This window comes from Pseudomonas sp. Van50, from assembly GCF_055390755.1.
Window position 1 is genome coordinate 1475616 of sequence record NZ_AP024343.1, and the last position, 23797, is coordinate 1499412.

At 62.0% G+C, this 23797-nt stretch carries 18 protein-coding genes, 2 tRNA genes and 1 pseudogene; 5 read left to right on the forward strand and 16 right to left on the reverse strand.

Annotated features, from left to right (window positions below):
* The first annotated feature begins 66 nt into the window (after positions 1–66).
* Positions 67–1908 (forward strand): potassium transporter Kup, encoded by a 1842-nt coding sequence (locus tag ACZ5M5_RS06470; RefSeq protein WP_371919237.1) that lies wholly within the window; start codon positions 67–69, stop codon positions 1906–1908.
* Between the two features lie 461 nt (positions 1909–2369).
* On the opposite strand, the gene ACZ5M5_RS06475 is transcribed toward ACZ5M5_RS06470, so the two are convergent.
* From ACZ5M5_RS06475 to ACZ5M5_RS06490, 4 genes are all read right to left on the reverse strand, one after another.
* A complete protein-coding gene (locus tag ACZ5M5_RS06475) occupies positions 2370–3659 on the reverse strand; it encodes a virulence factor family protein (protein WP_464738789.1) in 1290 nt (429 codons plus the stop codon).
* Positions 3659–6301, reverse strand: coding sequence for a bifunctional lysylphosphatidylglycerol flippase/synthetase MprF (gene mprF, locus ACZ5M5_RS06480; RefSeq protein WP_060738937.1), 2643 nt, complete (start codon positions 6299–6301; stop codon positions 3659–3661). Before mprF ends, ACZ5M5_RS06475 begins: the two co-directional genes overlap by 1 nt.
* 153 nt (positions 6302–6454) lie before the next feature.
* Positions 6455–6531 (reverse strand) — tRNA-Met (locus tag ACZ5M5_RS06485).
* A 232-nt stretch (positions 6532–6763) separates the two neighbouring features.
* Positions 6764–6840: transfer RNA gene (locus ACZ5M5_RS06490), tRNA-Met, on the reverse strand.
* Between the two features lie 282 nt (positions 6841–7122).
* On the opposite strand from ACZ5M5_RS06490, the pseudogene dinB reads away from it, so the two are divergent.
* A pseudogene (gene dinB / locus ACZ5M5_RS06495) lies at positions 7123–8183 on the forward strand (DNA polymerase IV).
* Between the two features lie 158 nt (positions 8184–8341).
* Here dinB and ACZ5M5_RS06500 read toward each other — a convergent pair.
* The 4 genes from ACZ5M5_RS06500 to ACZ5M5_RS06515 all read right to left on the reverse strand — a co-directional run bounded on the left by ACZ5M5_RS06500 (position 8342) and on the right by ACZ5M5_RS06515 (position 13114).
* The gene (locus ACZ5M5_RS06500; protein ID WP_060738935.1) at positions 8342–9295 is read right to left on the reverse strand and encodes a hypothetical protein; all 954 of its coding nucleotides are present in this window, start codon (positions 9293–9295) and stop codon (positions 8342–8344) included.
* A 17-nt stretch (positions 9296–9312) separates the two neighbouring features.
* Entirely contained in the window at positions 9313–11028 is a 1716-nt protein-coding gene (locus tag ACZ5M5_RS06505) for a proline--tRNA ligase (protein ID WP_060738934.1), read from the reverse strand.
* A 128-nt stretch (positions 11029–11156) separates the two neighbouring features.
* The gene (locus ACZ5M5_RS06510) at positions 11157–12716 is read right to left on the reverse strand and encodes an AmpG family muropeptide MFS transporter (protein WP_060738933.1); all 1560 of its coding nucleotides are present in this window, start codon (positions 12714–12716) and stop codon (positions 11157–11159) included.
* 44 nt (positions 12717–12760) lie between these two features.
* Positions 12761–13114, reverse strand: a complete 354-nt coding sequence (locus ACZ5M5_RS06515) for an MGMT family protein (RefSeq protein ID WP_060738932.1) — start codon at positions 13112–13114, stop codon at positions 12761–12763.
* A 158-nt stretch (positions 13115–13272) separates the two neighbouring features.
* Here ACZ5M5_RS06515 and ACZ5M5_RS06520 point away from each other — a divergent pair, with 158 nt between their 5' ends.
* A complete protein-coding gene (locus ACZ5M5_RS06520) occupies positions 13273–14280 on the forward strand; it encodes a DUF481 domain-containing protein (protein WP_464738790.1) in 1008 nt (335 codons plus the stop codon).
* A gap of 193 nt (positions 14281–14473) precedes the next feature.
* Here the strand turns inward: ACZ5M5_RS06520 and ACZ5M5_RS06525 are convergent, their stop codons facing one another.
* Positions 14474–14683: a cold-shock protein gene (locus tag ACZ5M5_RS06525; RefSeq protein WP_002554837.1), complete on the reverse strand. Its 210-nt coding sequence runs from the start codon at positions 14681–14683 to the stop codon at positions 14474–14476.
* Between the two features lie 354 nt (positions 14684–15037).
* Here ACZ5M5_RS06525 and dcd point away from each other — a divergent pair, with 354 nt between their 5' ends.
* Both dcd and ACZ5M5_RS06535 read left to right on the forward strand, forming a co-directional pair.
* Positions 15038–15604 carry a dCTP deaminase gene (gene dcd, locus ACZ5M5_RS06530; RefSeq protein WP_003184751.1) on the forward strand — a complete coding sequence of 189 codons (567 nt, stop codon included), beginning with the start codon at positions 15038–15040 and terminating at the stop codon, positions 15602–15604.
* 102 nt (positions 15605–15706) lie between these two features.
* Positions 15707–15913: a hypothetical protein gene (locus ACZ5M5_RS06535; RefSeq protein WP_041022879.1), complete on the forward strand. Its 207-nt coding sequence runs from the start codon at positions 15707–15709 to the stop codon at positions 15911–15913.
* 36 nt (positions 15914–15949) lie between these two features.
* Here the strand turns inward: ACZ5M5_RS06535 and pdeM are convergent, their stop codons facing one another.
* From pdeM to ACZ5M5_RS06570, 7 genes are all read right to left on the reverse strand, one after another.
* On the reverse strand, positions 15950–16606 hold the full coding sequence (gene pdeM, locus ACZ5M5_RS06540) for a ligase-associated DNA damage response endonuclease PdeM (RefSeq protein WP_060738930.1): 657 nt from the start codon (positions 16604–16606) through the stop codon (positions 15950–15952).
* Positions 16606–19092, reverse strand: a complete 2487-nt coding sequence (locus tag ACZ5M5_RS06545) for a ligase-associated DNA damage response DEXH box helicase (RefSeq protein WP_464738791.1) — start codon at positions 19090–19092, stop codon at positions 16606–16608. Before ACZ5M5_RS06545 ends, pdeM begins: the two co-directional genes overlap by 1 nt.
* Positions 19093–19310: 218 nt before the next feature.
* On the reverse strand, positions 19311–20075 hold the full coding sequence (locus tag ACZ5M5_RS06550) for an ABC transporter ATP-binding protein (RefSeq protein WP_060738928.1): 765 nt from the start codon (positions 20073–20075) through the stop codon (positions 19311–19313).
* Between the two features lie 13 nt (positions 20076–20088).
* Positions 20089–21207 (reverse strand): succinylglutamate desuccinylase/aspartoacylase family protein, encoded by a 1119-nt coding sequence (locus ACZ5M5_RS06555; RefSeq protein WP_103310332.1) that lies wholly within the window; start codon positions 21205–21207, stop codon positions 20089–20091.
* A 27-nt stretch (positions 21208–21234) separates the two neighbouring features.
* Positions 21235–21945 (reverse strand): ABC transporter permease, encoded by a 711-nt coding sequence (locus tag ACZ5M5_RS06560; protein WP_060738926.1) that lies wholly within the window; start codon positions 21943–21945, stop codon positions 21235–21237.
* Positions 21942–22670 carry an ABC transporter permease gene (locus ACZ5M5_RS06565; protein WP_060743074.1) on the reverse strand — a complete coding sequence of 243 codons (729 nt, stop codon included), beginning with the start codon at positions 22668–22670 and terminating at the stop codon, positions 21942–21944. The genes ACZ5M5_RS06560 and ACZ5M5_RS06565 overlap by 4 nt, the downstream gene beginning before the upstream one ends.
* Before the next feature lie 57 nt (positions 22671–22727).
* Complete coding sequence (locus tag ACZ5M5_RS06570) at positions 22728–23510, reverse strand: transporter substrate-binding domain-containing protein (protein ID WP_060738925.1); 783 nt, start codon at positions 23508–23510, stop codon at positions 22728–22730.
* Positions 23511–23797 lie beyond the last annotated feature (287 nt).

Here is a 23797-nt window from a genome sequence, read left to right on the forward strand (position 1 = left end):
TGATGGATGGGTCATGCAAGTAGTCAGGTGGCAGGTGCCGAGCATTCGGCAGCTAAGCCGCTGAGCATGCTGGTCGCGGCGGTCGGAGTGGTTTATGGCGACATCGGTACGAGCCCGTTGTACACCCTCAAGGAAGTGTTTTCCGGTGCCTATGGCGTGCCTGTCAATCACGATGGGGTGCTGGGGATCCTGTCGCTGATTTTCTGGTCGCTGATCTGGGTCGTGTCGATCAAGTACATGATGTTCGTGCTGCGCGCCGACAACCAGGGCGAGGGCGGGATCATGGCGCTCACCGCCCTGGCGCGGCGAGCCGCGGCGGGAAGGGCGCGACTGCGGACCTTCCTGGTGATCTGCGGCTTGATCGGCGCGGCGCTGTTCTACGGCGACAGCATGATCACGCCCGCGATCTCCGTGCTCTCGGCCATTGAAGGCCTTGGCCTGGCGTTCGAAGGCATCGATCACTGGGTGGTGCCCTTGTCGCTGGTGGTGCTGGTGGGGCTGTTCCTGATCCAGCGCCACGGCACTGCACGGATCGGCACCCTGTTTGGCCCGATCATGGTCACCTGGTTCCTGGTGCTTGGCGCCCTGGGTGTGTACGGCATCGCTCAACATCCAGAAGTGTTGCAGGCGGTGAACCCGGCCTGGGCCGTGCGTTTTTTTATCGTTCATCCGGGCATGGGCGTGGCGATCCTCGGTGCCGTGGTGTTGGCGTTGACCGGCGCCGAAGCGCTGTACGCCGACATGGGGCACTTCGGCCGCAAACCGATTGCCCGTGCCTGGTTCATCCTGGTATTGCCGGCGCTGGTGCTTAATTACTTCGGCCAGGGCGCGTTGTTGCTGGGCGACCCGGAAGCGGCGCGCAACCCGTTTTATCTGCTGGCGCCGAGCTGGGCGCTGCTCCCGCTGGTGGGCCTGTCGACCCTGGCCACGGTGATCGCCTCGCAAGCGGTGATTTCCGGCGCGTTCTCCCTGACGCGCCAGGCGATCCAGCTCGGTTACATCCCGCGCATGTACATCCAGCACACCTCCAGCGCCGAGCAGGGCCAGATCTACATCGGTGCGGTGAACTGGTCGTTGATGGTGGGTGTAGTGCTGCTGGTGCTGGGTTTCGAATCTTCCGGCGCGCTGGCTTCGGCCTACGGCGTGGCCGTGACCGGTACGATGCTGATGACCACGATCCTGGTGTCCGCCGTGATACTGCTGTTGTGGAAGTGGCCGCCGCTGTTGGCTGTTCCGTTGCTAATCGGTTTTCTTTTGGTGGACGGCCTGTACTTCGCCGCCAACGTGCCGAAAATCATCCAGGGCGGTGCATTCCCGGTCATCGCCGGTATTGCCTTGTTCGTGCTGATGACCACCTGGAAACGCGGCAAGCAATTGCTGGTGGAGCGCCTGGATGAAGGGGCGCTGCCGCTGCCGATCTTCATCAGCAGCATCCGTGTGCAGCCGCCGCACCGGGTCCAGGGCACCGCCGTGTTCCTGACCGCGCGTTCGGACGCTGTGCCTCACGCGCTGTTGCACAATTTATTGCACAACCAGGTGCTGCATGAGCAGGTGGTGCTGCTGACCGTGGTGTACGAAGACATTCCACGGGTGCCACCGCAGCGGCGCTTCGAGGTCGATGCCTATGGCGAAGGGTTCTTCCGGGTGATCCTGCACTTCGGTTTCACCGATGAGCCGGACGTTCCGCAGGCGCTCAAGCTCTGTCATCTCGATGACCTGGACTTCAGTCCGATGCGCACCACTTACTTCCTCAGTCGCGAGACCGTCATCGCCTCCAAGCTTGAGGGCATGGCCCGCTGGCGCGAGATACTGTTCGCCTTCATGTTGAAAAATGCCAACGGCAACCTTCGTTTCTTCAATCTGCCGTTGAACCGGGTGATTGAACTGGGGACGCAGGTCGAGATGTAGCATCAGGAAAACAAAAGCCCTCGTTGCCTTGCGGCGGCGGGGGCTTTTTTGTGGGCGACACACAGGCTGATGCCAGGATGAAGCCCCTGTGGGAGCGAGCTTGCTCGCGATAGCGGAGTGTCAGTTTGTAAAGATGTTGAACATGCCACCGCCATCGCGAGCAAGCTCGCTCCCACAGGGTAATGCTGTTCACTTAAGGCAATCGACAAGCCCGTGGCGAGGGAGCTTGCTCCCGCTGGGCTGCGAAGCGGCCCCAAAACCTGCCAAATGCGGAGAATCAGACACACCGCACCGGTCGGTTTACGACTGCTTCGCAGCCGAGCGGGAGCAAGCTCCCTCGCCACAGGTCCATCATTTTTCTTGAATGAACAGTATTAGCTCCCACAGTGGGGGGCAGTCGAGCACAAAAAAGCCCCGGCAACCTTGAGGCTGCCGGGGCTTTTTGTCAGGCGTGTATCGACTTACTGTTCGGCAACCTTGTTCTGCCGCTCGTTGATCTCATCGATCAGGCGCTTGGCCAGGGCCGGGTAGTTTTCGTCGAAGTGATGGCCGCCAGGCAGCTTGATGGCTTCGCCAACGGCGGTCTTGTCGGTGCAGCCGCTTTCGTCGGCTTCTTCACCGCCGTAGATGCACACCACTTTCTCGGCTGGCAGCTTGGCCATTTCCGGGCCAGTGGCGGCTTCGGTGCCGGCGTTGCCGAGCCAGCCTTCGACTTCGATCTCGAAGCTGCCAGTGCGGGCGAAGGCCAGCAGGATGATCGCATCGACTCGTTGTTGCTCGGTGGCCGGCAGGCGATTGTAGATGGCCGGCAACACGTCGGCGCCGAAGGAGTAGCCGGTCAGGATGACGCGCTTGGTGCCCCAGATCTGCCGGTAGTGCTGCATCAGCTCGGTCAGGTCCGCCGCGCTCTGCTCCGGGCTCTTGTGTTGCCAGTAGTAGCGCAGGGTGTCGATGCCGACCACCGGGTAGCCGATCTTGGCCATTTCATCGGCCACGTCGCGGTCCAGGTCGCGCCAGCCGCCATCTCCGGAGAGAAACAGGGTGACGGTGTCCCGCGTCTGGCTGGCCGGGACTTCCACGACCGGGATGCTCAGGCCGCCCTTGGCCTTGTCAGTGCCCACCAGGATCTTGCGCAGTTCGTTGTTCAGCACTTGCGGGAGGTTGATGTCGTAGTCGCTGATGCTGGTCTCGGCATTCGATTGGTCGCGTACGAAACCGGCGCTGGTGTCGTCAGGGTTATCGTTCCAAGCCACCAGCCAATGGCCGTGGGCTGCCTTTTTAGGCAGCAGGTGGGTGCAGCCGGGTTTTTCCAGGGCCAGGTCCACTGAAACGGCCTTGGCCTTGTCGTCCTTCTGTTCAGCCAGCCAACGCCAGGCCAGCACGGCGCCAGGGCCGATGCCGCTGACCAGCGTGGCCGGGCCCTGGAGCTCTCTCAGGCCGGCCTGCAGGGCACGGCCTTGCAACATGCAGTCCTTGGGCAGGATCACCTGGACGATCTGCGCCGAGCCACTGCGGCTGAGGGTCGTCAATTGCGTGTCGTTGAGCTTCTGGTCTTCATTGACTGCCACCAGCACCCGGGCGCGTGCCTTGGTACCGGGGGTGACCCGGGTCAGCGCTGCGCCATCGGCGGGCGCCAGTTGTTCCAGGGTCGGTTGCGGGGCCGGGCGGTTCCAGTACCAGTAACCGCCACCGAGAATCACCGCCAGCACCAGCAGGGCGGCCACTACGTATCGCCAGGAGCGTTGCATCATCAGCGTTTCACCAGTCCAGTCAGGCCGCCCGCAATCAGGGCGGCAGTATCGGCCAGCGCCACCAGCGGATCGAGTCCGGCGGGCACGGCCATGTAACGAGGTTCCCAGTTTGGCTGGAATTTGTCTTTGAAGCGGCGCAGCCCCTGGAAGTTATAGAGCTGCTCGCCACGGCGGAACACCATCGAGCCCAGGCGCTGGGTCAGTGGTGCGCCGCGCCGCGGTTGCAGGCCCGACAGCGGGACCATGCCGAGGCTGAAGCGGGCGTAGTCATGGTTTTTATAATGCTGGATGAGGCCGACCATCATGAACTCCATGGTCAGTTTCGGCGCCTCGGGGTGGGCGCGCATCAGGTCGAGGCTGGCCAGTTCGTGGCTGTGGGTTTCCAACAGGTTGGCGAACGCCACCGGCCGGCCCTCGAAACGAATCACCGCGATGCGGAAATGCTTGAGGTAATCATCGCTGAAACGCCCCAGGGAGAAACCTTTCTCCCGCACGTTCTTGCCAGTCAGCCAGGCATCGGAAATGACCTTGAGCTCATCCATCGGCGCCTGGCCCGGTTCGTGGATCTCCAGCGACAGGCCGTCACGGGTGCCGCGGTTCCAGGTGTAGCGCAAGTCCTTCATCTCTTTGCCCTTGGCTTCGAGATCGAAACGCTTGAGGTCGACCCGTGCTTCCTCGCCCAGCTTGATGGCCGTCAGGCCGATGTCCATGTAGTACGGCAGGTTTTCGGCGCGCACCTGATAGAACACGGGACGGGCATGGTAGATGTCGCACAGGTCGCGGAACTGCCAGATCATTTCGGCCCGTTGCTGGGTCGGCCCGATCGGGTCATACAGCGCCACCAGGCTGCGACCACGGCGGGCATACATCAGGAACGCCTCGTCGTTGGGGTGGAACAGCAGCGCCTTGTCACCGGTCAGGGCCAGGCCGCCGTCGGGTTGCGAGGAGGTCATGAGAATCGTCTTGGCCCGCTCCAGTTCCTCTGCTGTCGGCAGATGGATCACCGGGCGCGCGGTGCGCAGCAGCCAGGTCAGGGACACCACCACCAGCAGCACCGCGGCACCCAGTAGCGAGCGCAGGCCGCGAGGGGCGTCGGCATCAAGGGTGAACTGCCACCACAGTTGGTGGCTGTAGGGCACGTCCTGATAGGCAAACAGCAGCAGCCAGATCGACGCGCCGAGCACGCAGAGGCTGGCGATCAGGAACAGCGGGGAAAACGGCAGTTCAGTCAGGCGGCTCGGACGATAAAAGGAGCGCCGGAATACCGCCAGCAGGGCGGCTGTCAGGGTCAGTAGCGTGGCTTCTTCCCAGTCGAAGCCCTTGAGCAGCGAGAGCAGGGCGCCCACCAGGAGCAGAACCGTGGTCAGCATCCAGGCGGCCGACAGGCGACGGCGCAGGCCTTGGGCGAGCAACAGGCACAACACGCCCACCAGGCTGGCGCCGAAGTGCGAAGCGTCCACCAGCCGATGGGGGATCAGGAAGCCGATGTGCTCCAGGCGGGTGTCGATTTCCGGTGTCACGCCGGAAAACAGCAGCACCACGCCGGAGAGAAACACCAGCACCGCCAGGATCGGCGCGGCGAAACCCGATGCCGCCCGCAGGCTCTGGCGCGTCTGGAACAGCCGTTGCGCCTCGTTGATCAACAGCAACACGCAGGCCACCAGCATCGGCAGCAGCACGTAGATCAAGCGATACAGCAACAGCGCGGCGGCCAGCGGTGCGGCGCCGAGTTTGTCGGCAAATGCGGCCAGCAGAATCGCCTCGAATACCCCGACCCCGCCCGGTACATGGCTGAGTACGCCGGCAGCCAGGGCCAGCAGGTACACCAGCAGGAAGGCGCCGAACGGTGGCGCCTCGGGCAGCAACAGATACAACACGGTGGCGGCCGCGGCGACATCCAGCGCGGTGATCACCAGCTGCAGGAAGGTCAGGCGTCGGCCCGGCAGGCGCAGCGTGCGACGGCCGGCCTTTACCAGAAGGCTGTCCCGATGCGGCTGTTCCGGCAGGCGTCGGCGGTAAATGCCGATGGCCAGTACGCTGGTGAGCAGCAGCACCGCCACGGAAATGGCCCCCAGCAAAGCGGCAGGCAAGTGCAACGCGGCAGACGCGGCGGGCAGGTTGCTGAGTGTCGCCAGGGCCGCCAACGGCGGCAACGCGCAGCCCAGGGACAGGCTGGCGAACAGCGTCATGTGGGCGACATCCGATGCCCCCAGGCCATGGCGCGCATACAGACGGTAGCGAACCGAACCGCCCGACAGCAGCGACAGGCCAATGGCATTACCGATGGCGAACGCGGTGAACCCGCCCAGGACCATGGTTTGTGGCGGCAGCGTCACACCTGCGTAACGGCTGGCGGACCATTCATAGCCCAAAAGAATGATGAAGCCGGCGACCGTGGCGGCGATCGCACCAAGCAGGGCGGGCCGGGGCACTTCAAGAATCGAGTCGTGCAGAGCGTATAGATCGAGCTCGCTCAGCAGATGGCGGCAGGCAATCAATGCAATCGCAAACAGCAGCAGCGTGACCGCGAGGCCAATGGGCTGGCGATACTGGCTGATCCGATCCAGCCAGCGCAGTCGCTCGGCTTTGATCGGTTGTGTCGCAGTAACGGAGTCTTGCGGGTCAGACGAGTGGGCGCGCATCAATCACCTCTTGAGCTATGCGCGACAGGATGGGGGTATCCAGCCAAGTTACCAATCCCCGCGAAGGAAAATAATTACAAAATCTTTGTAATGTAGAGCTTTTTTCGCCAGACACAAAAAAGGCCACTCTTTCGAGTAGCCTTTCTTGATATTTGGTTGCGGGAGCCGGATTTGAACCGACGACCTTCGGGTTATGAGCCCGACGAGCTACCAGACTGCTCCATCCCGCGTCTGTGTGGCGGCATTCTACAGGCGAACGCCCGAGTGTCAACCGATAAAAGACGCCAGGGTCAAATAAACGGCCAATCCGTCCCTTGCCCTCCTAAATGCGCGGAATCAAAGGGAAATTGTCCTACAACTTGCAGTGCGTAGGGTGTCGCAGGCGGCGAGTCTCTGATCGTGTGGTCAAAAAACGAGCACGCACAAAAAAGGCCACTCTTTCGAGTAGCCTTTTTTGATGTTTGGTTGCGGGAGCCGGATTTGAACCGACGACCTTCGGGTTATGAGCCCGACGAGCTACCAGACTGCTCCATCCCGCGTCTGTGTGGCGGCATTCTACAGAGGATCGAGCCGCTGTCAACCCTGGTGTCACAAAAACCTGTTCCGCTTCAAGCGCTTAGCCTTGCGTGTGGGCATTGTGACAGCGCTGTGACGCAGGCCTGGCAAGGGCTGAAGCTCTATTGGAGGGAGCGTTGCGATTGAAGAAGTAAATTTGTGTAGGGGTTTTCTGAGCTCGACGAAGGATCTTTCAAACTACTGGTGCTATATACAGGTGCTGGTGCGATACTGGGGGCCCGATTCGTCCCACGCCCTGTTCTTCTATGACGCAACGTAAAATCATCCATGTCGACTGTGACTGTTTCTATGCTGCTATCGAGATGCGCGATGATCCGCGGCTGGCCGGCAAGCCCATGGCGGTGGGGGGCTCGGCGGATCGGCGGGGGTGATTGCCACCTGCAACTACGAAGCGCGGGCCTACGGCGTGCGCTCGGCCATGTCTTCCGGCCACGCCTTGAAGCTCTGTCCGGACCTCACCATCGTCAAGCCACGAATGGAGGCTTATCGGGAAGCGTCGAAGGAAATTCATACGATTTTCAGTGATTACACCGACCTGATCGAGCCGCTGTCCCTGGACGAGGCCTACCTCGACGTCTCTGCCAGTGCCCATTTTGGCGGCAGCGCCACCCGCATCGCCCAGGATATTCGCCGACGCGTTTCCAACCAGTTGCACATCACCGTGTCCGCCGGCGTCGCGCCGAACAAATTCCTGGCCAAGATCGCCAGTGACTGGAAAAAGCCCAACGGATTGTTCGTCATCACCCCGGATCAGGTTGAGGACTTTGTCTCGGCCCTGCCGGTCAGCAAGCTCCACGGTGTAGGCAAGGTCACCGCCGAGAAGCTGAACCGGCTCGGTATCGTCGATTGCCTGCAGTTGCGTGAGTGGGACAAGCTGGCGCTGGTGCGCGAATTCGGCAGTTTCGGTGAGCGGCTCTGGAGCCTGGCCCGTGGGATCGATGAGCGTCTGGTGCACAACGACAGCCGACGGCAGTCCATCAGCGTCGAAAATACCTACGATGTCGACTTGCCCGACCTGGTGAGTTGTCTCGACAAACTGCCGGAACTGATGGAAACCCTCAAAGGGCGCATGGCGCGGATCGACAGCAGTTATCGACCGGGCAAGCCGTTCGTCAAAGTGAAGTTCCACGACTTCACCCAGACCACACTGGAACAGGCCGGGGCAGGGCGGGACCTGGGCAGTTATCAGTTGCTGCTGACCCAGGCGTTCAACCGGGGCGGGAAGCCTGTGCGGTTATTGGGAATCGGGGTGCGGCTGGAAGATTTGCGGGGAGGGTTCGAGCAGTTGGAGTTGTTCGAGCGGTGAGACTGACGATGAGTGCCCTGTTTGGCGCGGTCCTTGTGGCAAGGGAATCCTGTGGGAGCAAAGCTTGCTCGCGATAGCGTCCTTGAGACCGTCATCGCGGGCAAGCCTTGCTCCCACAGGTCTTGCCCTCACACAATCCCCTTGCCACAGGGGATATTTCAGTTAGTGCCAGGATCCGCCACCAACCGCCCGCCATCCTTGGTCAGGGCTTTCATGAACTCGGTCTGCAACTCCGGATCGTTGCGCGTCAGTTCGATCAGGCTCTGTTCCAGTTCGCTGGCCTCTTCTTCAAGTCCCAGCTCCGACAGGCGCTTGACCCGATGAACCCACTGGCTCACCTCGTCGTCTTCCAAGTCGTCGTAGATCAGCGCATGAGCTTCCACCAGTTTGCTGCGCAAGGTACTGCTGATGCTCAGGGATGAGTCGGTGTGCACTTCGTCCTGGGCATCCGTCACGCTGATCTGCAATTTGCCAAACTGGCTCAGGTCCTGCTCGGCGAACGGGCTTTCCAGCAGGTTCAAGCGCAGCACGCCATTACGGTCAGTGCTCAGCTCGAAGGTCTGCCGGGCGGCCTTGACCTCCACCGGGCGTTCGCTCCAGGGCAGGCTCGAGTGTTCCGTGCGCTTGTCGCGCTGGACTTCGTCGATGCCCGCCAGGTTCTGCTGGGCACGGCCGTGGGAGGGGACGTTCATGAACGGGTTGAGCCCGGCGAAACCGTAGCTGATCCAGTCACGGGTCGCCGTGTCCGGCAGGTTGCCGAGGGCGAACACATTGACCACGTTCGCGCCGATGCCAGCCACGACGGCCACCGCGCCCAGGGGAATCTCGTAGATCTCCCGCCAGGGTTGGTACGGTGTGTAGCGATCGTAATGGCGGGTAACCTCGAACTCGGTGACTTCGAAGGTTTTCTGCTCATTGATGCGCACCCGACGCTGCGGCAGGTCGAGCACCTTGGGTTCGCCCACGTCGATTTGCAGGCTGTGGTCGAGCAATTTGCGCTCGACCCGCTCTTCGTGCTCGCTGCGTTGTGACATTTGGTTGGCACAGCCGCTGACCAGCAGGGCGCCGCACAGGGCGGCGCCACCGAGGCCTAAGGTGTTTCGCTTGAACATGACGTCTCTATCTGGTGTCAGCGGCGGATACGGGCCTGGAGGAACGACAGCACGTCGGCGACCGGCAGCGCTTGCGGCTCGGCCTCGGTGCGGCTCTTGTATTCCAGGTTGCCTTCGGCCAGGCCACGGTCACTGACGACGATCCGGTGGGGGATGCCGATCAGTTCCATGTCCGCGAACTTGATGCCGGGGCTGGTTTTCTTGTCGCGGTCGTCCAGCAGCACTTCGAAGCCGGCGGCCGTCAGTTCGGCGTAGAGCTTGTCGGTGGCTTCACGCACCAGGTCGGTTTCATAGCGCAGCGGCACCAGGGCCACCTGGAACGGCGCCAGCGTGTCGCTCCAGATGATGCCTTTGTCGTCGTTGTTCTGCTCGATGGCGGCTGCCACCACGCGGGAAACACCGATGCCGTAGCAACCCATTTCCAGGGTGACCGGCTTGCCGTTCTCGCCCAGCACTTCGCACTTCATCGCCTTGCTGTACTTGTTGCCCAGCTGGAAGATGTGCCCGACTTCGATGCCCCGCTTGATTTCCAGGGTGCCCTTGCCATCGGGGCTCGGGTCGCCGGCCACGACGTTGCGCAGGTCCGCGACGGTTGGAACCGGCAGGTCGCGTTCCCAGTTCACGCCGAAGTAGTGTTTGTCGTCGATGTTGGCGCCGATGGCGAAGTCGCTCATCAATGCTACCGAACGGTCGATGATGATCGGCAGTGGCAGGTTCAACGGGCCGAGGGAACCGGCACCGGCGCCAATGGCGTCGCGCAGGTCGGCTTCGGTGGCCATGACCAGCGGGCTGGCGACGCCTGGCTGGTTGGCAGCCTTGATTTCGTTCAGTTCGTGGTCGCCACGGACGATCAGGGCAATCAGCTTGCCGGCTTCTTCCGCCCGCACGATCAGGGTCTTGATGGTGCGTTCGATCGGCAGATTGTAGCCTTCCACCAACTGGGCAATGGTCTTGGCGTTCGGCGTGTCCACCAGGCGCAGCTCTTCGGTCGGCGCGGCGCGGGACGTTTCCCGAGGGACGGCTTCGGCCTTCTCGATGTTCGCGGCGTAGTCGGAGCCGTTGCTGAAGACGATGTCGTCTTCGCCGGACTCGGCCAGTACGTGGAACTCGTGGGAACCGGCGCCGCCGATGGAGCCGTTGTCGGCTTCGACCGGACGGAATTTCAGGCCCAGGCGGGTGAACACGTTGCAATACGCCTGGTGCATGCGGTCATAGGTGACCTGCAGCGAAGCCAGGTCGGCATGGAACGAGTAGGCGTCCTTCATGATGAATTCGCGACCGCGCATCAGGCCGAAGCGTGGACGGATCTCGTCACGGAACTTGGTCTGGATCTGATACAGGTTGATCGGCAGCTGCTTGTAGCTGCTCAGCTCGTTGCGCATCAGGTCGGTGATCACTTCTTCGTGGGTCGGGCCTGCACAGAAGTCGCGACCGTGACGGTCTTTGATGCGCAGCAGTTCAGGACCGTATTCTTCCCAGCGCCCCGATTCCTGCCACAGCTCGGCTGGTTGGGTGCCCGGCATCAATACTTCCAGGGCGCCAGCGGCGTCCATCTCTTCACGAACGATGGCTTCCACCTTGCGCATGACTCGCAGGCCCATCGGCAGCCAGGTGTACAGGCCAGAAGCGAGCTTGCGGATCATGCCGGCACGCAGCATCAGCTGATGGCTGATCACGACGGCGTCGGAAGGCGTTTCTTTCTGTGTGGCGAGCAAATATTGACTGGTGCGCATGGTTGACCGTTGTCGGTTGCTGATGACGAGAAGTGACGGAGCATTGTACGGGCGAGATGCCCTGGCGTACAGGCGCGTGGCCGGTCGCCAGGTGCGAACGCCGTTTCCCCGGCGTTTGCTGAAGTTTCCTACGACTCTTCCGCGGGCCGGGTGGGCGCCGGTTCCTCGGTGGGTGTCGAATCCTGGCGACGGTTCTCCTGGAACCAATGCAAGGCGATCAGCAGCAGGGTGGGCACGCCCAGCAGTGCGGTGATCAGGAAGAAATTGTGGTAGCCGAACTTCTCCACCATCACCCCTGAATAACCACCGATCAAGCGCGGCAGCAACAGCATGATCGAGCTGAGCAGGGCGTATTGGGTGGCGGAGAATTTCAGGTTGGTCAGGCTCGACAGGTAGGCGACGAACGCCGAAGTGGCCAGGCCGGAGCTGAAGTTGTCCAGGGAGATGGTGACAATCAACATCTTCAGGTTGGCGCCCATGTCGGTCAGCATCAGGAAGAGGATGTTGGTGGCGGCCGAGGCGACCCCGCCGATGAACAGGATGGGCAGGATGCCGAAACGGACGATCAGCAGGCCGCCCATGCCGGCGCCGACGAGGGTCATGATCAGCCCGAAAATCTTGCTGACGCTGGCGATCTGGTCCTTGGTGAACCCTTGGTCGATGTAGAACACGTTGGCCATGACGCCCATGACCGTGTCGGACATCCGATAGGTTGCGATCAGCCCGAGCAGCAGCAGGGCCTGCCAGCGATAACGCAGGATGAAGTCGTTGATCGGCGTCAGCACCGGCGCCAGTCCGCGCCGGCCCATGGCCGACAGGCACAGGGCGGTCAGGATGGTATAGAGGATGGCCCGCAGGAAGGCGCGGTCTTCGAGCAGCAGGTCGAGCAGGCTGACGCCTTCGAACAGCACGCTGGCGAAGTCGGTGTTGAACAGCTGGGTGAACATCGCCGGGACGGAGACCAGCAGCACGATCAGCACGAATACCGACGCCAACTGATGAACGAACGTGTAGCGCCCGGCCTGCAATTGGGTGCGCAGCGGCACCGGCGGCTCACGCATGAACAGTGAGGTGAGGAGCGCTGGAACCATCAATACGCCGAACAACAGGTAAGTGCCGGCCCAGGCCGAGTGTTTGTAGCTGAAACCGGTGGAGCCAAAGCCTTCGGCGAAGAACAGGGCGCCGGCGGTGGCCAGTAGCGCAGCGATGCGGTAACCGGACATGTAGCTGGCGGCGAGGGCGGCCTGGCGGGTGTCGTCGGCGATCTCCAGGCGATAGGCGTCGACGGCGATGTCCTGCGTCGCGGAGGCGAAGGCCACGATCACGGCGATGGCGATCAACCATGACAGGTGTTTTTGTGGATCACAGAAACCCATGCCGATCAGGCCGAGGATTACCAAGGCCTGGGAGAGCACCAGCCATGAGCGGCGGCGCCCCAGTTTGCCCAGCAGTGGCAGGCGCCATTGGTCGAGCAGTGGCGACCAGACCCATTTAAAGGCGTACGCCAGGCCGATCAGGCTCGCGTAGCCGATGGTTTCGCGGGCCACGCCGGCTTCGCGCAACCAGACCGAAAGCGTGGAAAACACCAGCATGTATGGCAAGCCGGCGGCGAAGCCAAGCAGCAACAGCACGAGCGTTGAGGGACTGGCATAGGCGGCGAGGGCGGCGCGCCAGGTTTTACGGGGCATGGGCTGGAGTCTGCCTCAAAAATTGCGAAAACAAAGCGCGCACTCTAACCGCTGTGCTCTACCGGGCGCCAGCCATGGCGCTGAATATCAACACGATTGTTCAGGACACTGATGCCTTCCAGGCGCAGGCGTGCGCGCTGTTCATCCCCTGAGGCACTGCCCGCCGGCAGGCTGATCCGACCACCGGCACCCAATACCCGATGCCAGGGCAGCTTGGTGTCGTTTGGCAACTGGCTGAGAGTTCGCCCGACCCAGCGCGCCGCGCGCCCCAGGCCGGCCATTTCGGCGAGTTGGCCATAGGTGACGACTTTGCCCGCCGGCACCTGGGCCAGGGTCAGGTAAAGGGTCGTGCGGCGGATTTGGGCGGCGTTCTCGGTATCCGCGGGTGTGTCAGTCACGTAAAGGGTTCCTGGATGGGATGTCCGTCCGTAGATTAATTCCTACAAGGCTGGTTGAGAAATGAACTCATCATCTATATGCAGGTCAGTCGTTGCTGAGGTGTCATCCTGGGGGATAATGCCGCCTTTTCACTGAAAACTTGAGCCCATTATCGCTTATGTTGTCTAGAACCCTGTTGTGCCTAGCTGTTACCAGCGCCTCCATGCCCTTGCTTGCCGATACCGTCTGGTTGAAGAACGGTGACAAGCTGACCGGTAAAATCACCGTTTTCGATGGCGGCAAGTTGCTGATCCAGACTGATTACGCCGGCGCGGTTCCCATTGACTGGAAGCAGGTCAAGACCCTCGAAAGCGACCAGCAATTGCTGGTCAAGCAGGATGCCTATACGGGCGAAAAAGCCAAGGCGTTGCAGGCGGCCGAGGACGGCAAGGTCACCCTGGCCAACGGTGACGCGCCCAAGACCGTGGAACTGGCCAGTATCCAGCAGATCCTCAAGCCCAAGCCGGTGGTCGAGGATCTGGTGTGGAAAGGCAATATCGATGCCGCGCTGGATTATCAGCGAGCGGAAAACGATACCGATGATTACGACATCGACTTCAAGACTTCGGCGCGCCATGGCAGATGGCGGCACACCGCCGAAGGCGAATACAACCGTGAATTCCAGGATGACGTGGTTTCCGCCGACAACTGGAGGCTGGAGTATTCCCTCGACCGGTTCCTGACGGATAAATGGTTCTGGCAAGGTCGCCTGAACTACAAGCGTGACAAAGTCGAAGACCTGGCCCGCCAGCGCGTGGTGGGTACCGGCCCGGGCTACCAGTTCTGGGACGACGAGCTGGGTGCGTTCTCCCTGGGCTCGCTGCTCAACCGCACCGATTACGAGTACCGCGACGGCGGCAAGGACAACTTCTATTCCGTGGCCATGAAGTGGGACTACAACCGCTACCTGATTGGCAAGCGCGTCGAGTTCTTCACCAACGGCGAAGTGGGCAAGCCGCTGTCCGGCGTGGCGGAGTACGCCTACGACGCTGAGATGGGGCTGCGCTACAAGGTCACCGACTGGGCGTCGCTCAATCTCAAGGCTGAGAAAGATGTCATCGAGGGTACCGAAGACAGCGACTTGAGCAAGACGCGGTACACGGCAGGGTTTGGCGTGACCTGGTAATTCGGGCTCACCCACACACCTGTGGGAGCGAGCTTGCTCGCGATAGCGGTCTGTCAGCCAACGTTGATGTTGCTGATCCACCGTTATCGCGAGCAAGCTCGCTCCCACAGTTTTTTTGTGCGCAGGGAAAAACTGACAGGCACAAAAAAGCCCCGCTTTTGAGGGCGGGGCCTTTTACTAAAGCAAGTGCAAGTTAGATAACTTGAACTTCTTCAGCTTGCATGCCTTTCTGACCGCGGGTAGCGATGAAAGAAACCTGTTGGCCTTCTTTCAGGCTTTTGAAGCCGTCGGATTGGATAGCTTTGAAGTGAACGAACAGGTCGTCACCGGATTGTGGGGTGATGAAGCCGAAGCCTTTTTCATCGTTGAACCACTTAACGGTACCGGTTTGGCGATTAGACATGGTGTAACTCCTTGAACAAAGATAACTGCGACTCAGGAAGAACCCTGGCCGAGACTGAGTGCAAAGAGCAGGAAAAATTCTTGTAGATGGTTGGATCGAAATTCAACATATCGTGTAGAGATTCTCAGTGACACAAGCAACACAGTGGCGCCACCTTAACCCTTTTTCCAGAATGTGCCAATGGTCTTTGCGAAGGTTTCTCTTATTTGGTGACTGACGGCGCGGGCGATGGCCGGCAGGACCCGGAAATCAAGGTGGATCGGCGAGATTTGCGTGCCACGCTTTGAACCCGGCCCCGTGCCCCGGTAAGATGCCGGACGTATTTTTTCCACCTCGCTATTTCAGGAAACCGCCATGAGCATCAAATCGGACAAGTGGATTCGCCGCATGGCGCAAGAGCACGGCATGATCGAGCCCTTCGTCGAGCGCCAGATGCGTGGCGAAGGCGCCGACCGGCTGATCTCCTTCGGTGTCTCCAGCTACGGCTACGACGTGCGCTGCGCCGACGAATTCAAGGTGTTCACCAACATCAATTCGGCCACCGTCGACCCGAAGAACTTCGACGAGAAGAGCTTCGTCGACGTCAAGAGCGACGTTTGCATCATCCCGCCGAACTCCTTCGCCCTGGCCCGCACCGTCGAATACTTCCGCATTCCGCGCAACGTGCTGACCATCTGCCTGGGCAAGAGCACCTACGCCCGTTGCGGGATCATCGTCAACGTCACACCGCTGGAACCCGAGTGGGAAGGCCACGTGACCCTGGAATTCTCCAACACCACGACCCTGCCGGCGAAAATCTACGCCAATGAGGGTGTGGCGCAGATGCTGTTCCTTGAATCCGATGAAGAATGCGAAGTCTCCTACAAGGATCGTGGCGGTAAATACCAGGGCCAGCGCGGCGTGACGCTGCCGCGTACCTGAATCTGACGAGCTGTTTGGAATTCCTGAGCGGGCAGACACTCTATTGCGTGTACTGCCCGTTTTTTGCGTCAGCGCAGCGGGCCTTCGCTCAGGAGTTGCTCTATGAAGATCGATCCGCGAATCAGTGCCGAACTGGCAAGGCTTGAGCCCAATCAGATCGGCGTCATGGCCTGGTCATTGCTGGCCCATCCTGCCGAGGCGGCAGGCGGCATCCCCGGCCAGCCCGATCCCGATACGCCCAACGAACAGCCTACCGAACCCGGCGAACCCACCCTGCCGGACGAGCCGCCTCCTGCGCCTGTTGCCTGATGAGGCGATGGCCCGCCAGCGGTAGCGCAGAGCGCTTCAGTTGACGGGCCATATTTCGTTATCGCCGATGACAAAAATCCTGCAGTCGCTGTCTTGCTCGACTCGATAACCGCCCGTGAACGCGCCAAAGGCCGGCAGCAGGCTGATCTCGCTGCCCAGCCGGAAGCAAGCCAGGCGCAGGCGTTGCCGGCCCTTGCCGCTCAGGTGGTAGACCGGGTGCACGTGGCCGGCCAGCACATGGCGGCTGGGATGGGGGGTAGGCTCGTGTTGCACGGCGAAAGGGCCCAGTAGCAACGGCTCCGGTACGACGCGAATGTTCAGCGCTGGAGGTGGGTCGCCGGCGCGTTTGTCGTGGTTGCCACGAATCAGCGTCATGGCCAGGTGCGGATGTCGCTCACGCCAATCGGAAAGTGCCTTCAAGGTGCCGGGCGCGTGAGAACCGGGGCCGTGGAGAAAATCTCCGAGAAAGATCAACTGTCGACACGCCAGGCTGGCGAGTAATGCATCCAGCACCGCGATGTTGCTGGCGGTGGTGCCGTGGGGCACCGGTTGCCCGAGGCGGCGATAAGCGGCGGCCTTGCCGAAATGAACGTCGGCCACCATCAAGGTTTCCTGGGCGGGCCAATACAAGGCTTTTTCCGCAAGCAACCAGAGTGCTTCGCCGGCCAGGCTGACGGGATACGGCGCTGGCATCAGGCGTCACCCCGATCGGCAGTCTTTTCCAGCTCACTGACCATCCGCCGGATGCGGTCGGCGAGTTTTTCCGAGCTCATGCTTTCCCGGAACCGCTCCACCAGCAGCGGGAACCCGAGTGGGGTGGGGCGTTTGATCATGTGCAGGTCCAGCTTCAGGGTATTGAGGCGTTGCAAGGTCTGCTCCAGTCGACGGATATCCAATTCGTCACGCAAGACTTCCTCCCCGGCCTGGGCCAGCAACAGATTGTCGGCGTCGTATTGTTTGAACACCTGGAAGAACAATCCGCTGGAGGCCTGGACTTGCCGGGTGCTTTTCGGCGCACCGGGGTAGCCGGCGAACACCAGCCCGGCGATTCGGGCGATTTCACGAAAGCGCCGCAGGGCCAGTTCCCCGGCATTCAGGCTCGCCAGCACGTCGGCCAGCAGGTGATCGACGCTCAGCAGGCTCGGGGTCAGGCAGTGCGACCAATCCACTGCCGTGGCGCTGAGCAGTTCCAGGCCGTAGTCATTGACCGCGATGGAAAACGTCAGCGGCTGTTGCCGACTGACGCGCCAGGCCAGCAGGCTGGCCAGGCCCAGATGCACCTGGCGCCCGGCAAACGGGTACAGGAACAGATGCCAGCCTTCCCGGGACTTGAGGGCTTCGGCCAGCAAGGTGTGCTGCGTGGGCAAACCGGACCAGCGTTGCTGGGTCAACAGCAGGGGCTGCACGGCTTGCATCTCCGGGCCTTCGAAGCGGCCCGCGGCGGCTTCGCTCAAACGGGCCACGACGGCGGCCGCCAGTTCGCTGGAAAGCGGCATGCGCCCGCCGTTCCAGCGTGGCACAGCGGCCTTCTTGGCCTGGCTGCGTCGCACATAGGCGGTCATGTCTTCGACCCGGACCAATTCCAGCAGTCGTCCGGCGAACAGGAAACCGTCGCCGGGTCGCAGGCGGGCGATGAAGCCTTCCTCGACGCTGCCCAGGGTCTTGCCACCGCCGCCCTTGCTCCAGAACTTCAATTGCAGGCTGGCATCGCTGACGATGGTACCGATGCTCATGCGGTGACGCCGGGCCAGGCGGGCGTCGGGGACGCGCCAGACTCCGTGTTCGTCCGGTTCGACCCGTCGGTAATCGGGGTAGGCGGTCAATGACAGGCCGCCGTGGCGTACAAAGGCCAGGGCCCAGGCCCATTCGGCCGGGTTAAGGTCGCGGTAGGCCCAGGCACCCCGCACCTCCTCGAACAAATCGTCGGGAACGAAGCCGCCGCCCAGGGCCATGCTCACCAGGTGCTGCACCAGGACATCCAGCGGCTTGTGCGGCGATTCGCGAGGTTCGATGCGCCGCTGGGCCACGGCGTCTTGCGCGGCGGCGGCCTCGATCAACTCCAGGCTATGGGTCGGCACCAGCGTCACCCGTGAGGTCCGCCCGGGTGCGTGGCCAGAGCGCCCGGCCCGTTGCATCAGCCGCGCCACCCCTTTGGCCGAGCCGATCTGCAGCACCCGTTCCACCGGCAGGAAGTCCACCCCCAGGTCCAGGCTGGAGGTGCAGACCACCGCTTTGAGCTGGCCATCCTTCAAGGCCTGCTCCACCCAATCCCGGGTGTCACGCGACAGCGAGCTATGGTGCAGGGCGATCAGCCCGGCCCAGTCGGGTCTCGCCTCAAGAAGCGCCTGATACCAGATTTCCGACTGTGCCCGGGTGTTGGTGAAGACCAGGCAACTGCGGCTGGCGTCGATTTCAGCAACGACCTGGGGCAGCATCTTCAGGCCGATGTGCCCAGCCCACGGGAAACGCTCGAGGGCCGGGGGCAGCAGCGTGTCGACCTGCAGCGCCTTGCTGTTGGCCCCCTGCACACTGATCCCGTTGCCTTGCGGGAGCAACACCTGCTCGGCATGGGCTTGGTTACCGAGGGTTGCGGACACGCCCCAGACAATGAGTCCGGGGTGCCAGTGCCGCAAGCGCGCCAGGGCCAGTTGTAACTGCACGCCACGTTTGTTGCCGAGCAATTCGTGCCATTCATCCACGACCACCATGCGCAGGGTCGAAACGGCAGCTTGCGCATCGGCCCGGGCGAGCATCAGGGTCAGGCTTTCGGGCGTGGTGATCAGTGTGGTGGGCAGGCGACGGCCCTGGCGGGCGCGCTCGCTGGCACTGGTGTCGCCCGTGCGCAGACCGACACTCCAGGGCACTTGCAGGTCTGCCAGGGGCGCTTCGAGGGCTTTGCCAGTGTCGGCCGCCAATGCGCGCATCGGCGTGATCCACAGGACGGTCAGCGGTTCGGCCGGCGGCTTGCGTTTGCGCGGTTTGTCCGGCGGCGGTGCCGAGCGGGCGAAACGGTTGAGGGCGGCAAACCACACGGCATAGGTCTTGCCGGCACCGGTGCTGGCGTGCAACAGCCCGGACTCCCCCCGCTTGACCGCGGCCCATACCTGCTTCTGAAAAGCGAATGGCTTCCAGCCGCGGGCGCCGAACCACTGGTTTGCGAAATTGTTGGATGTCGCCATGCCTGCCGCGTGCGCCCTGGAAGTCCTTCTTCAGTGACCACGGCGGGATACGAAAGGTTTTATGCCCAAGGGGATCGTCTGGCCGGAAGGCTCTTGTGGCGAGGGAGCTTGCTCCCGCTGGGCTGCGAAGCGGCCCCTGGTTCTGACTGACACACCGCAGGGGCCGCTTCGCGCCCCAGCGGGAGCAAGCTCCCTCGCCACGGGGCTTGCCAGGGAGTTTATTTCAAGTTGCCACTGAGGAACTGCTTGAGCCGTTCGCTCTTGGGGTTGCCCAGTACGTCTTCCGGCGCGCCTTCTTCTTCCACCAGGCCCTGGTGCAGGAACAGCACCTGGTTCGAGACTTTACGGGCGAAGCTCATTTCGTGGGTCACCATGATCATGGTCCGGCCCTCTTCGGCCAGGCCCTGGATCACCTTCAGCACTTCGCCCACCAACTCCGGGTCCAGGGCCGAAGTGGGTTCGTCGAACAGCATCACCTCCGGCTCCATCGCCAGCGCACGGGCAATGGCCACGCGCTGTTGCTGGCCGCCGGAGAGAAATGCCGGGTACTGCTCGGCAACCCGTGCGGGCAGGCCGACCTTGTCGAGATAACGACGCGCACGGTCGTCGGCTTCCTGCTTGCTCACCCCCAACACCCGGCGCGGCGCCATGGTGATGTTTTCCAGCACGGTCATGTGGCTCCACAGGTTGAAATGCTGGAACACCATGGCCAGGCGCGTGCGGATGCGTTGCAGTTCGTCGGCGTCGGCCACGTGCATGCCGTGGCGGTCCTTGATCATCTGGACCGGCTGGCCGTCCAGGGTCATGGCGCCGTCATTGGGTTGTTCCAGGAAGTTGATACAGCGCAGAAAGGTACTTTTGCCCGAGCCGCTGGCGCCGATCAGGCTGATGACGTCGCCGGTCTTGGCCTTGAGCGAAACGCCCTTGAGTACTTCATGTTCGCCATAGCTTTTATGCAGGCCTTCGATGGTCAGTTTGTACATGGAGCATGCATCCTCAAGGCGAAAGTAGGTAGCCGCTGCGGTAGGCTTCGGTGCCGGCGACATGGGCGATCACCATGCCGGCGGTGGCCATGCGGCGCAGCGAACGGGCGTACAGCAGCCCGGCGTTACGGCAATGAACGGGGGTGACGGTGTCGTTGACCGGGTCGATGACTTCCGCGATCAGTTGCCCCGCCTCCAGGTATTCGCCGGGCAGGGCGCTGTACACCAGCAACCCGCCCACGGGCGTCGCCACCGGCTCGACCGCGGCCAGCGGCGTGGCCGGGTAGGGCAGTTCGGGCATGGGCATCGGTTCGCCGTCGATGGCGCCGAAGCGGATCAGGTATTCGATCAAGGCCTGGCAGTCGAGGCTCGCCAGGCCATGGTTGACGTCACCCTGGCCACGCAACTCCACGGTCACGGAAAAGCTGCCCAGGGGAATCTCGAAGCGTTCGCCGAAGCGTTCCTTGAGTTGCCACCAGAGCAGGGTGAAGCATTCGTCGAACGACTGGCCGCCCGAATCGGTCGCCAGCAGGCTGGCTTCGGCACCGATGTAGCGGGCCAGCGGCTCGACCTGCGGCCAGGCTTCGGGCGTGGTGTAGAGGTGGGCCACGGCTTCGAAGTCGCAATGCAGGTCCAGCACCATGTCAGCGTCGCAGGCCAGCCGTTGCAGGGCCAGGCGCAGGGATTGCAATTGCGTGCCAGGGGTCTGCCGGGCGAGGGCATCGCGCAGGCTGGTGCGGATCAGCATCAGGTTGTGCTGCGGATCGTCGGTGAGCAGCTCTTCGATTTCATTGCCGATTTCTTCGCTCAGGTCGACGAAGCGGCGGTTGAAGTTCTGCCCGCTTTCGGTTTCGTAGCGCCCCAGGGGCACGTCCATCAGCACTTGTTCGAGGCCGATGGGGTTGGCGACCGGCACCAGCACGATCTCGTGGCGCAGGTGGCCCGACGCCTCGAGCTCGGCCAGGCGTTGCTTGAGGTGCCAGGCGACCAGCATGCCCGGCAGTTCATCGGCGTGCAGGGACGACTGGATATAGATTTTGCCGACGGCTTTTTCCGGGCCGAAGTGGAAGCTGTGGATCTTGCGTGCGGTCCCCGGTACCGGGGCCAGCAGGTCATGGATCTGGTGGCGCATGTGCGTGTGTGTCCTGGAACAAAAGCCCTAGTGGGTCGGCCCGAGGAAGGCCAGCCAGCGGCGTTCGGCGAGGCGGAAGAGGCCCACCAGCGCAAAGGTGACGGTCAGGTAGATCAACGCGGCGATCCCGAACGACTGGAACGTCAGGAACGTGGCCGAGTTGGCATCCCGGGCGACTTTCAGCACGTCTGGAACGGTAGCGGTGAATGCCACGGTCGTCGAGTGCAGCATCAAGATGACTTCGTTGCTGTAGTACGGCAGCGAGCGACGCAGCGCCGACGGCATGATCACGTAGGCGTACAGTTTCCAGCCAGTCAGGCCGTAGGCCTTGGCCGCTTCCACTTCGCCATGGTTCATGCTGCGAATCGCCCCGGCGAAAATTTCCGTGGTGTAGGCGCAGGTGTTCAAGGCGAAGGCCAGGATCGTGCAGTTCATCGCGTCGCGAAAGAAACTGTCGAGCATGGGCTGGGCGCGCACCGCCGCGATGCTGTAGATGCCGGTATAGCAGATCAGCAACTGGATGTAGAGCGGCGTGCCCCGGAACAGGTAGGTGTAGAACTGCACGGGCCAGCGTACGTAGAACTTGGGCGAAACCCGGGCGATGGACAGCGGGATCGACACCACGAAGCCGATCAGCAGCGAGGCGCTGAGCAGCCACAGGGTCATGGCCAGGCCGGTGATGTTGACGCCGTCGCTGTACAGGAACGGCCGCCAGTATTCTTGCAGGAGTTCGATCATCGCACCGCCTCCCGGGCTCCGGCGGCGTAGCGGCGTTCAAGCCAGCGCAGGATGAAATTGGACGCGCTGGTGATCAGCAGATAGATCAATGCCGCCAGCACCAGGAAGTAGAACAGCTGGTAGGTGCTCTTGCCCGCATCCTGGGCCGCCTTGACCAGGTCGGCCAGGCCGATGATCGACACCAGCGCGGTGGCCTTGAGCATCACCATCCAGTTGTTGCCGATACCCGGCAGGGCAAAGCGCATCATTTGCGGGAACACCACGAAGCGAAAGCGTTGGCCACGCTTGAGGCCATAGGCCGTGGCGGCTTCGACCTGGCCCCGGGGGACCGCGAGGATCGCGCCGCGAAAGGTTTCGGTGAAGTACGCGCCATAGATGAAGCCCAGGGTGATCACCCCGGCGCCGAATGGGTCGATCTCGATGTATTCCCATTCCATGAAGTCGGTGAACGAGGTCAACCAGGTTTGCAGGCTGTAGAAGATCAGCAGCATCAGCACCAGGTCTGGCACGCCGCGGATCAGCGTGGTGTAGAGCTGGGCAGGGATTCGCAGCAGTTTGACGCGGGACAGCTTGGCACTGGCGCCCAGCAGGCCGAGCAAGACGCTCAACAACAAGGACAGGGCCGACAGCTTGATGGTCATCCAGGTGCCTTGCATCAGCAGCGGGCCGAAGCCCTGCAGGCTGAAGGCGGAGAGCCCCAGATTTTGTAGGAGTTGTTCGAACATGAAAGAGGCCTTTGGCAGGAAAAAAGCGCCCATCCGAGACCGGATGGGCGCCGCGCATTATTTGCCGCTGTACAGATTCAGATCGCCAAAGTGTTTTTTCTGGATTTCGGCGTACTTGCCGTCGTCGTGTAACGCTTTGATACCTTTATCCAAAAGGGCCTTCAGCTCACTGTTACCTTTCTTGATACCGATGGCGGTCTTGGCGGGCAGCAGTTCGCTGTCCACCGGCTTGCTGACTTCATAGCCTTCGCCTTTTGGCGACTTCAGGAAACCCAGCTCAGCCTGGAGCATGTCCTGGATCGCTGCGTCGAGGCGGCCGGAGGTCAGGTCAGCATAAACCTGGTCCTGGTTCTGATAGGCCTGGGTCTTGACGCCGGCCTTGTCCAGCACGGCCTTGGCGTAAGCTTCCTGGATGGTGCCTTGCTCGTAGCCGATGGTCTTGCCTTTGAGCGAGGCAACGTCTTCGCTCAGGCCCGAGCCCTTCTTGAAGACATAGGCCGTTGGGCCGGAAAACAGCTCGCTGGAGAAGTCGATGACTTTTTCCCGGGCCGGGGTCACGGTCATGGAGGAGATCACGCCGTCGAATTTATTGGCCTTCAGGCCCGGGATCATGCCGTCGAAATCGCTTTCGACCCATTTGCATTTGACCTTCAGCTCCGCACAGATCGCATTGCCCAGGTCGATGTCGAAACCGACCAGGCTGCCGTCGGCGGCCTTGGACTCGAACGGGGCGTAGGAAGGGTCGACACCAAAACGCAGTTCCTTGTATTCCTTGGCTGTGGCGACGCCAGCGGCCATGCACAACGCCAGTGCAGAAAGGGTCAGCAGTGCTTTTTTCATTATTGAGTCCCTAAAACCAATTTGAGCGCTTGTGGCGCATAAGATTGTTACCGGTGAAGGTCTGAACGGTATGACGGCATAAAGGTAGCAATTTCCGAACCATAGTGCCGAACAAGTGTTTTAAAAGCATATGCGGCAGATGGTGGAACGCGGTGGTGCGCGGGGAAGATCGTACAACAAAAAGGTGCCCCAGGATGGGGCGGGCATGATAGGTCTTTGTGGGAGCAAGGCTTGCCCGCGATCAAAGGTGATGCGGTCTACCGGAAAACGAGGCGCCTGCTTCGCGA

Excerpts from the sequence above, each read along its gene's own strand:
- ACZ5M5_RS06470 (WP_371919237.1), top strand. The coding sequence starts at position 67 with ATGCTGGTCGCGGCGGTCGGAGTGGTTTATGGCGACATCGGTACGAGC.
- ACZ5M5_RS06475 (WP_464738789.1), bottom strand. The coding sequence starts at position 3,659 with ATGATGCAACGCTCCTGGCGATACGTAGTGGCCGCCCTGCTGGTGCTG.
- mprF (WP_060738937.1), bottom strand. The coding sequence starts at position 6,301 with ATGCGCGCCCACTCGTCTGACCCGCAAGACTCCGTTACTGCGACACAA.
- ACZ5M5_RS06500 (WP_060738935.1), bottom strand. The coding sequence starts at position 9,295 with ATGTTCAAGCGAAACACCTTAGGCCTCGGTGGCGCCGCCCTGTGCGGC.
- ACZ5M5_RS06505 (WP_060738934.1), bottom strand. The coding sequence starts at position 11,028 with ATGCGCACCAGTCAATATTTGCTCGCCACACAGAAAGAAACGCCTTCC.
- ACZ5M5_RS06510 (WP_060738933.1), bottom strand. The coding sequence starts at position 12,716 with ATGCCCCGTAAAACCTGGCGCGCCGCCCTCGCCGCCTATGCCAGTCCC.
- ACZ5M5_RS06520 (WP_464738790.1), top strand. The coding sequence starts at position 13,273 with ATGTTGTCTAGAACCCTGTTGTGCCTAGCTGTTACCAGCGCCTCCATG.
- ACZ5M5_RS06525 (WP_002554837.1), bottom strand. The coding sequence starts at position 14,683 with ATGTCTAATCGCCAAACCGGTACCGTTAAGTGGTTCAACGATGAAAAA.
- dcd (WP_003184751.1), top strand. The coding sequence starts at position 15,038 with ATGAGCATCAAATCGGACAAGTGGATTCGCCGCATGGCGCAAGAGCAC.
- ACZ5M5_RS06535 (WP_041022879.1), top strand. The coding sequence starts at position 15,707 with ATGAAGATCGATCCGCGAATCAGTGCCGAACTGGCAAGGCTTGAGCCC.
- pdeM (WP_060738930.1), bottom strand. The coding sequence starts at position 16,606 with ATGCCAGCGCCGTATCCCGTCAGCCTGGCCGGCGAAGCACTCTGGTTG.
- ACZ5M5_RS06545 (WP_464738791.1), bottom strand. The coding sequence starts at position 19,092 with ATGGCGACATCCAACAATTTCGCAAACCAGTGGTTCGGCGCCCGCGGC.
- ACZ5M5_RS06550 (WP_060738928.1), bottom strand. The coding sequence starts at position 20,075 with ATGTACAAACTGACCATCGAAGGCCTGCATAAAAGCTATGGCGAACAT.
- ACZ5M5_RS06555 (WP_103310332.1), bottom strand. The coding sequence starts at position 21,207 with ATGCGCCACCAGATCCATGACCTGCTGGCCCCGGTACCGGGGACCGCA.
- ACZ5M5_RS06560 (WP_060738926.1), bottom strand. The coding sequence starts at position 21,945 with ATGATCGAACTCCTGCAAGAATACTGGCGGCCGTTCCTGTACAGCGAC.
- ACZ5M5_RS06565 (WP_060743074.1), bottom strand. The coding sequence starts at position 22,670 with ATGTTCGAACAACTCCTACAAAATCTGGGGCTCTCCGCCTTCAGCCTG.
- ACZ5M5_RS06570 (WP_060738925.1), bottom strand. The coding sequence starts at position 23,510 with ATGAAAAAAGCACTGCTGACCCTTTCTGCACTGGCGTTGTGCATGGCC.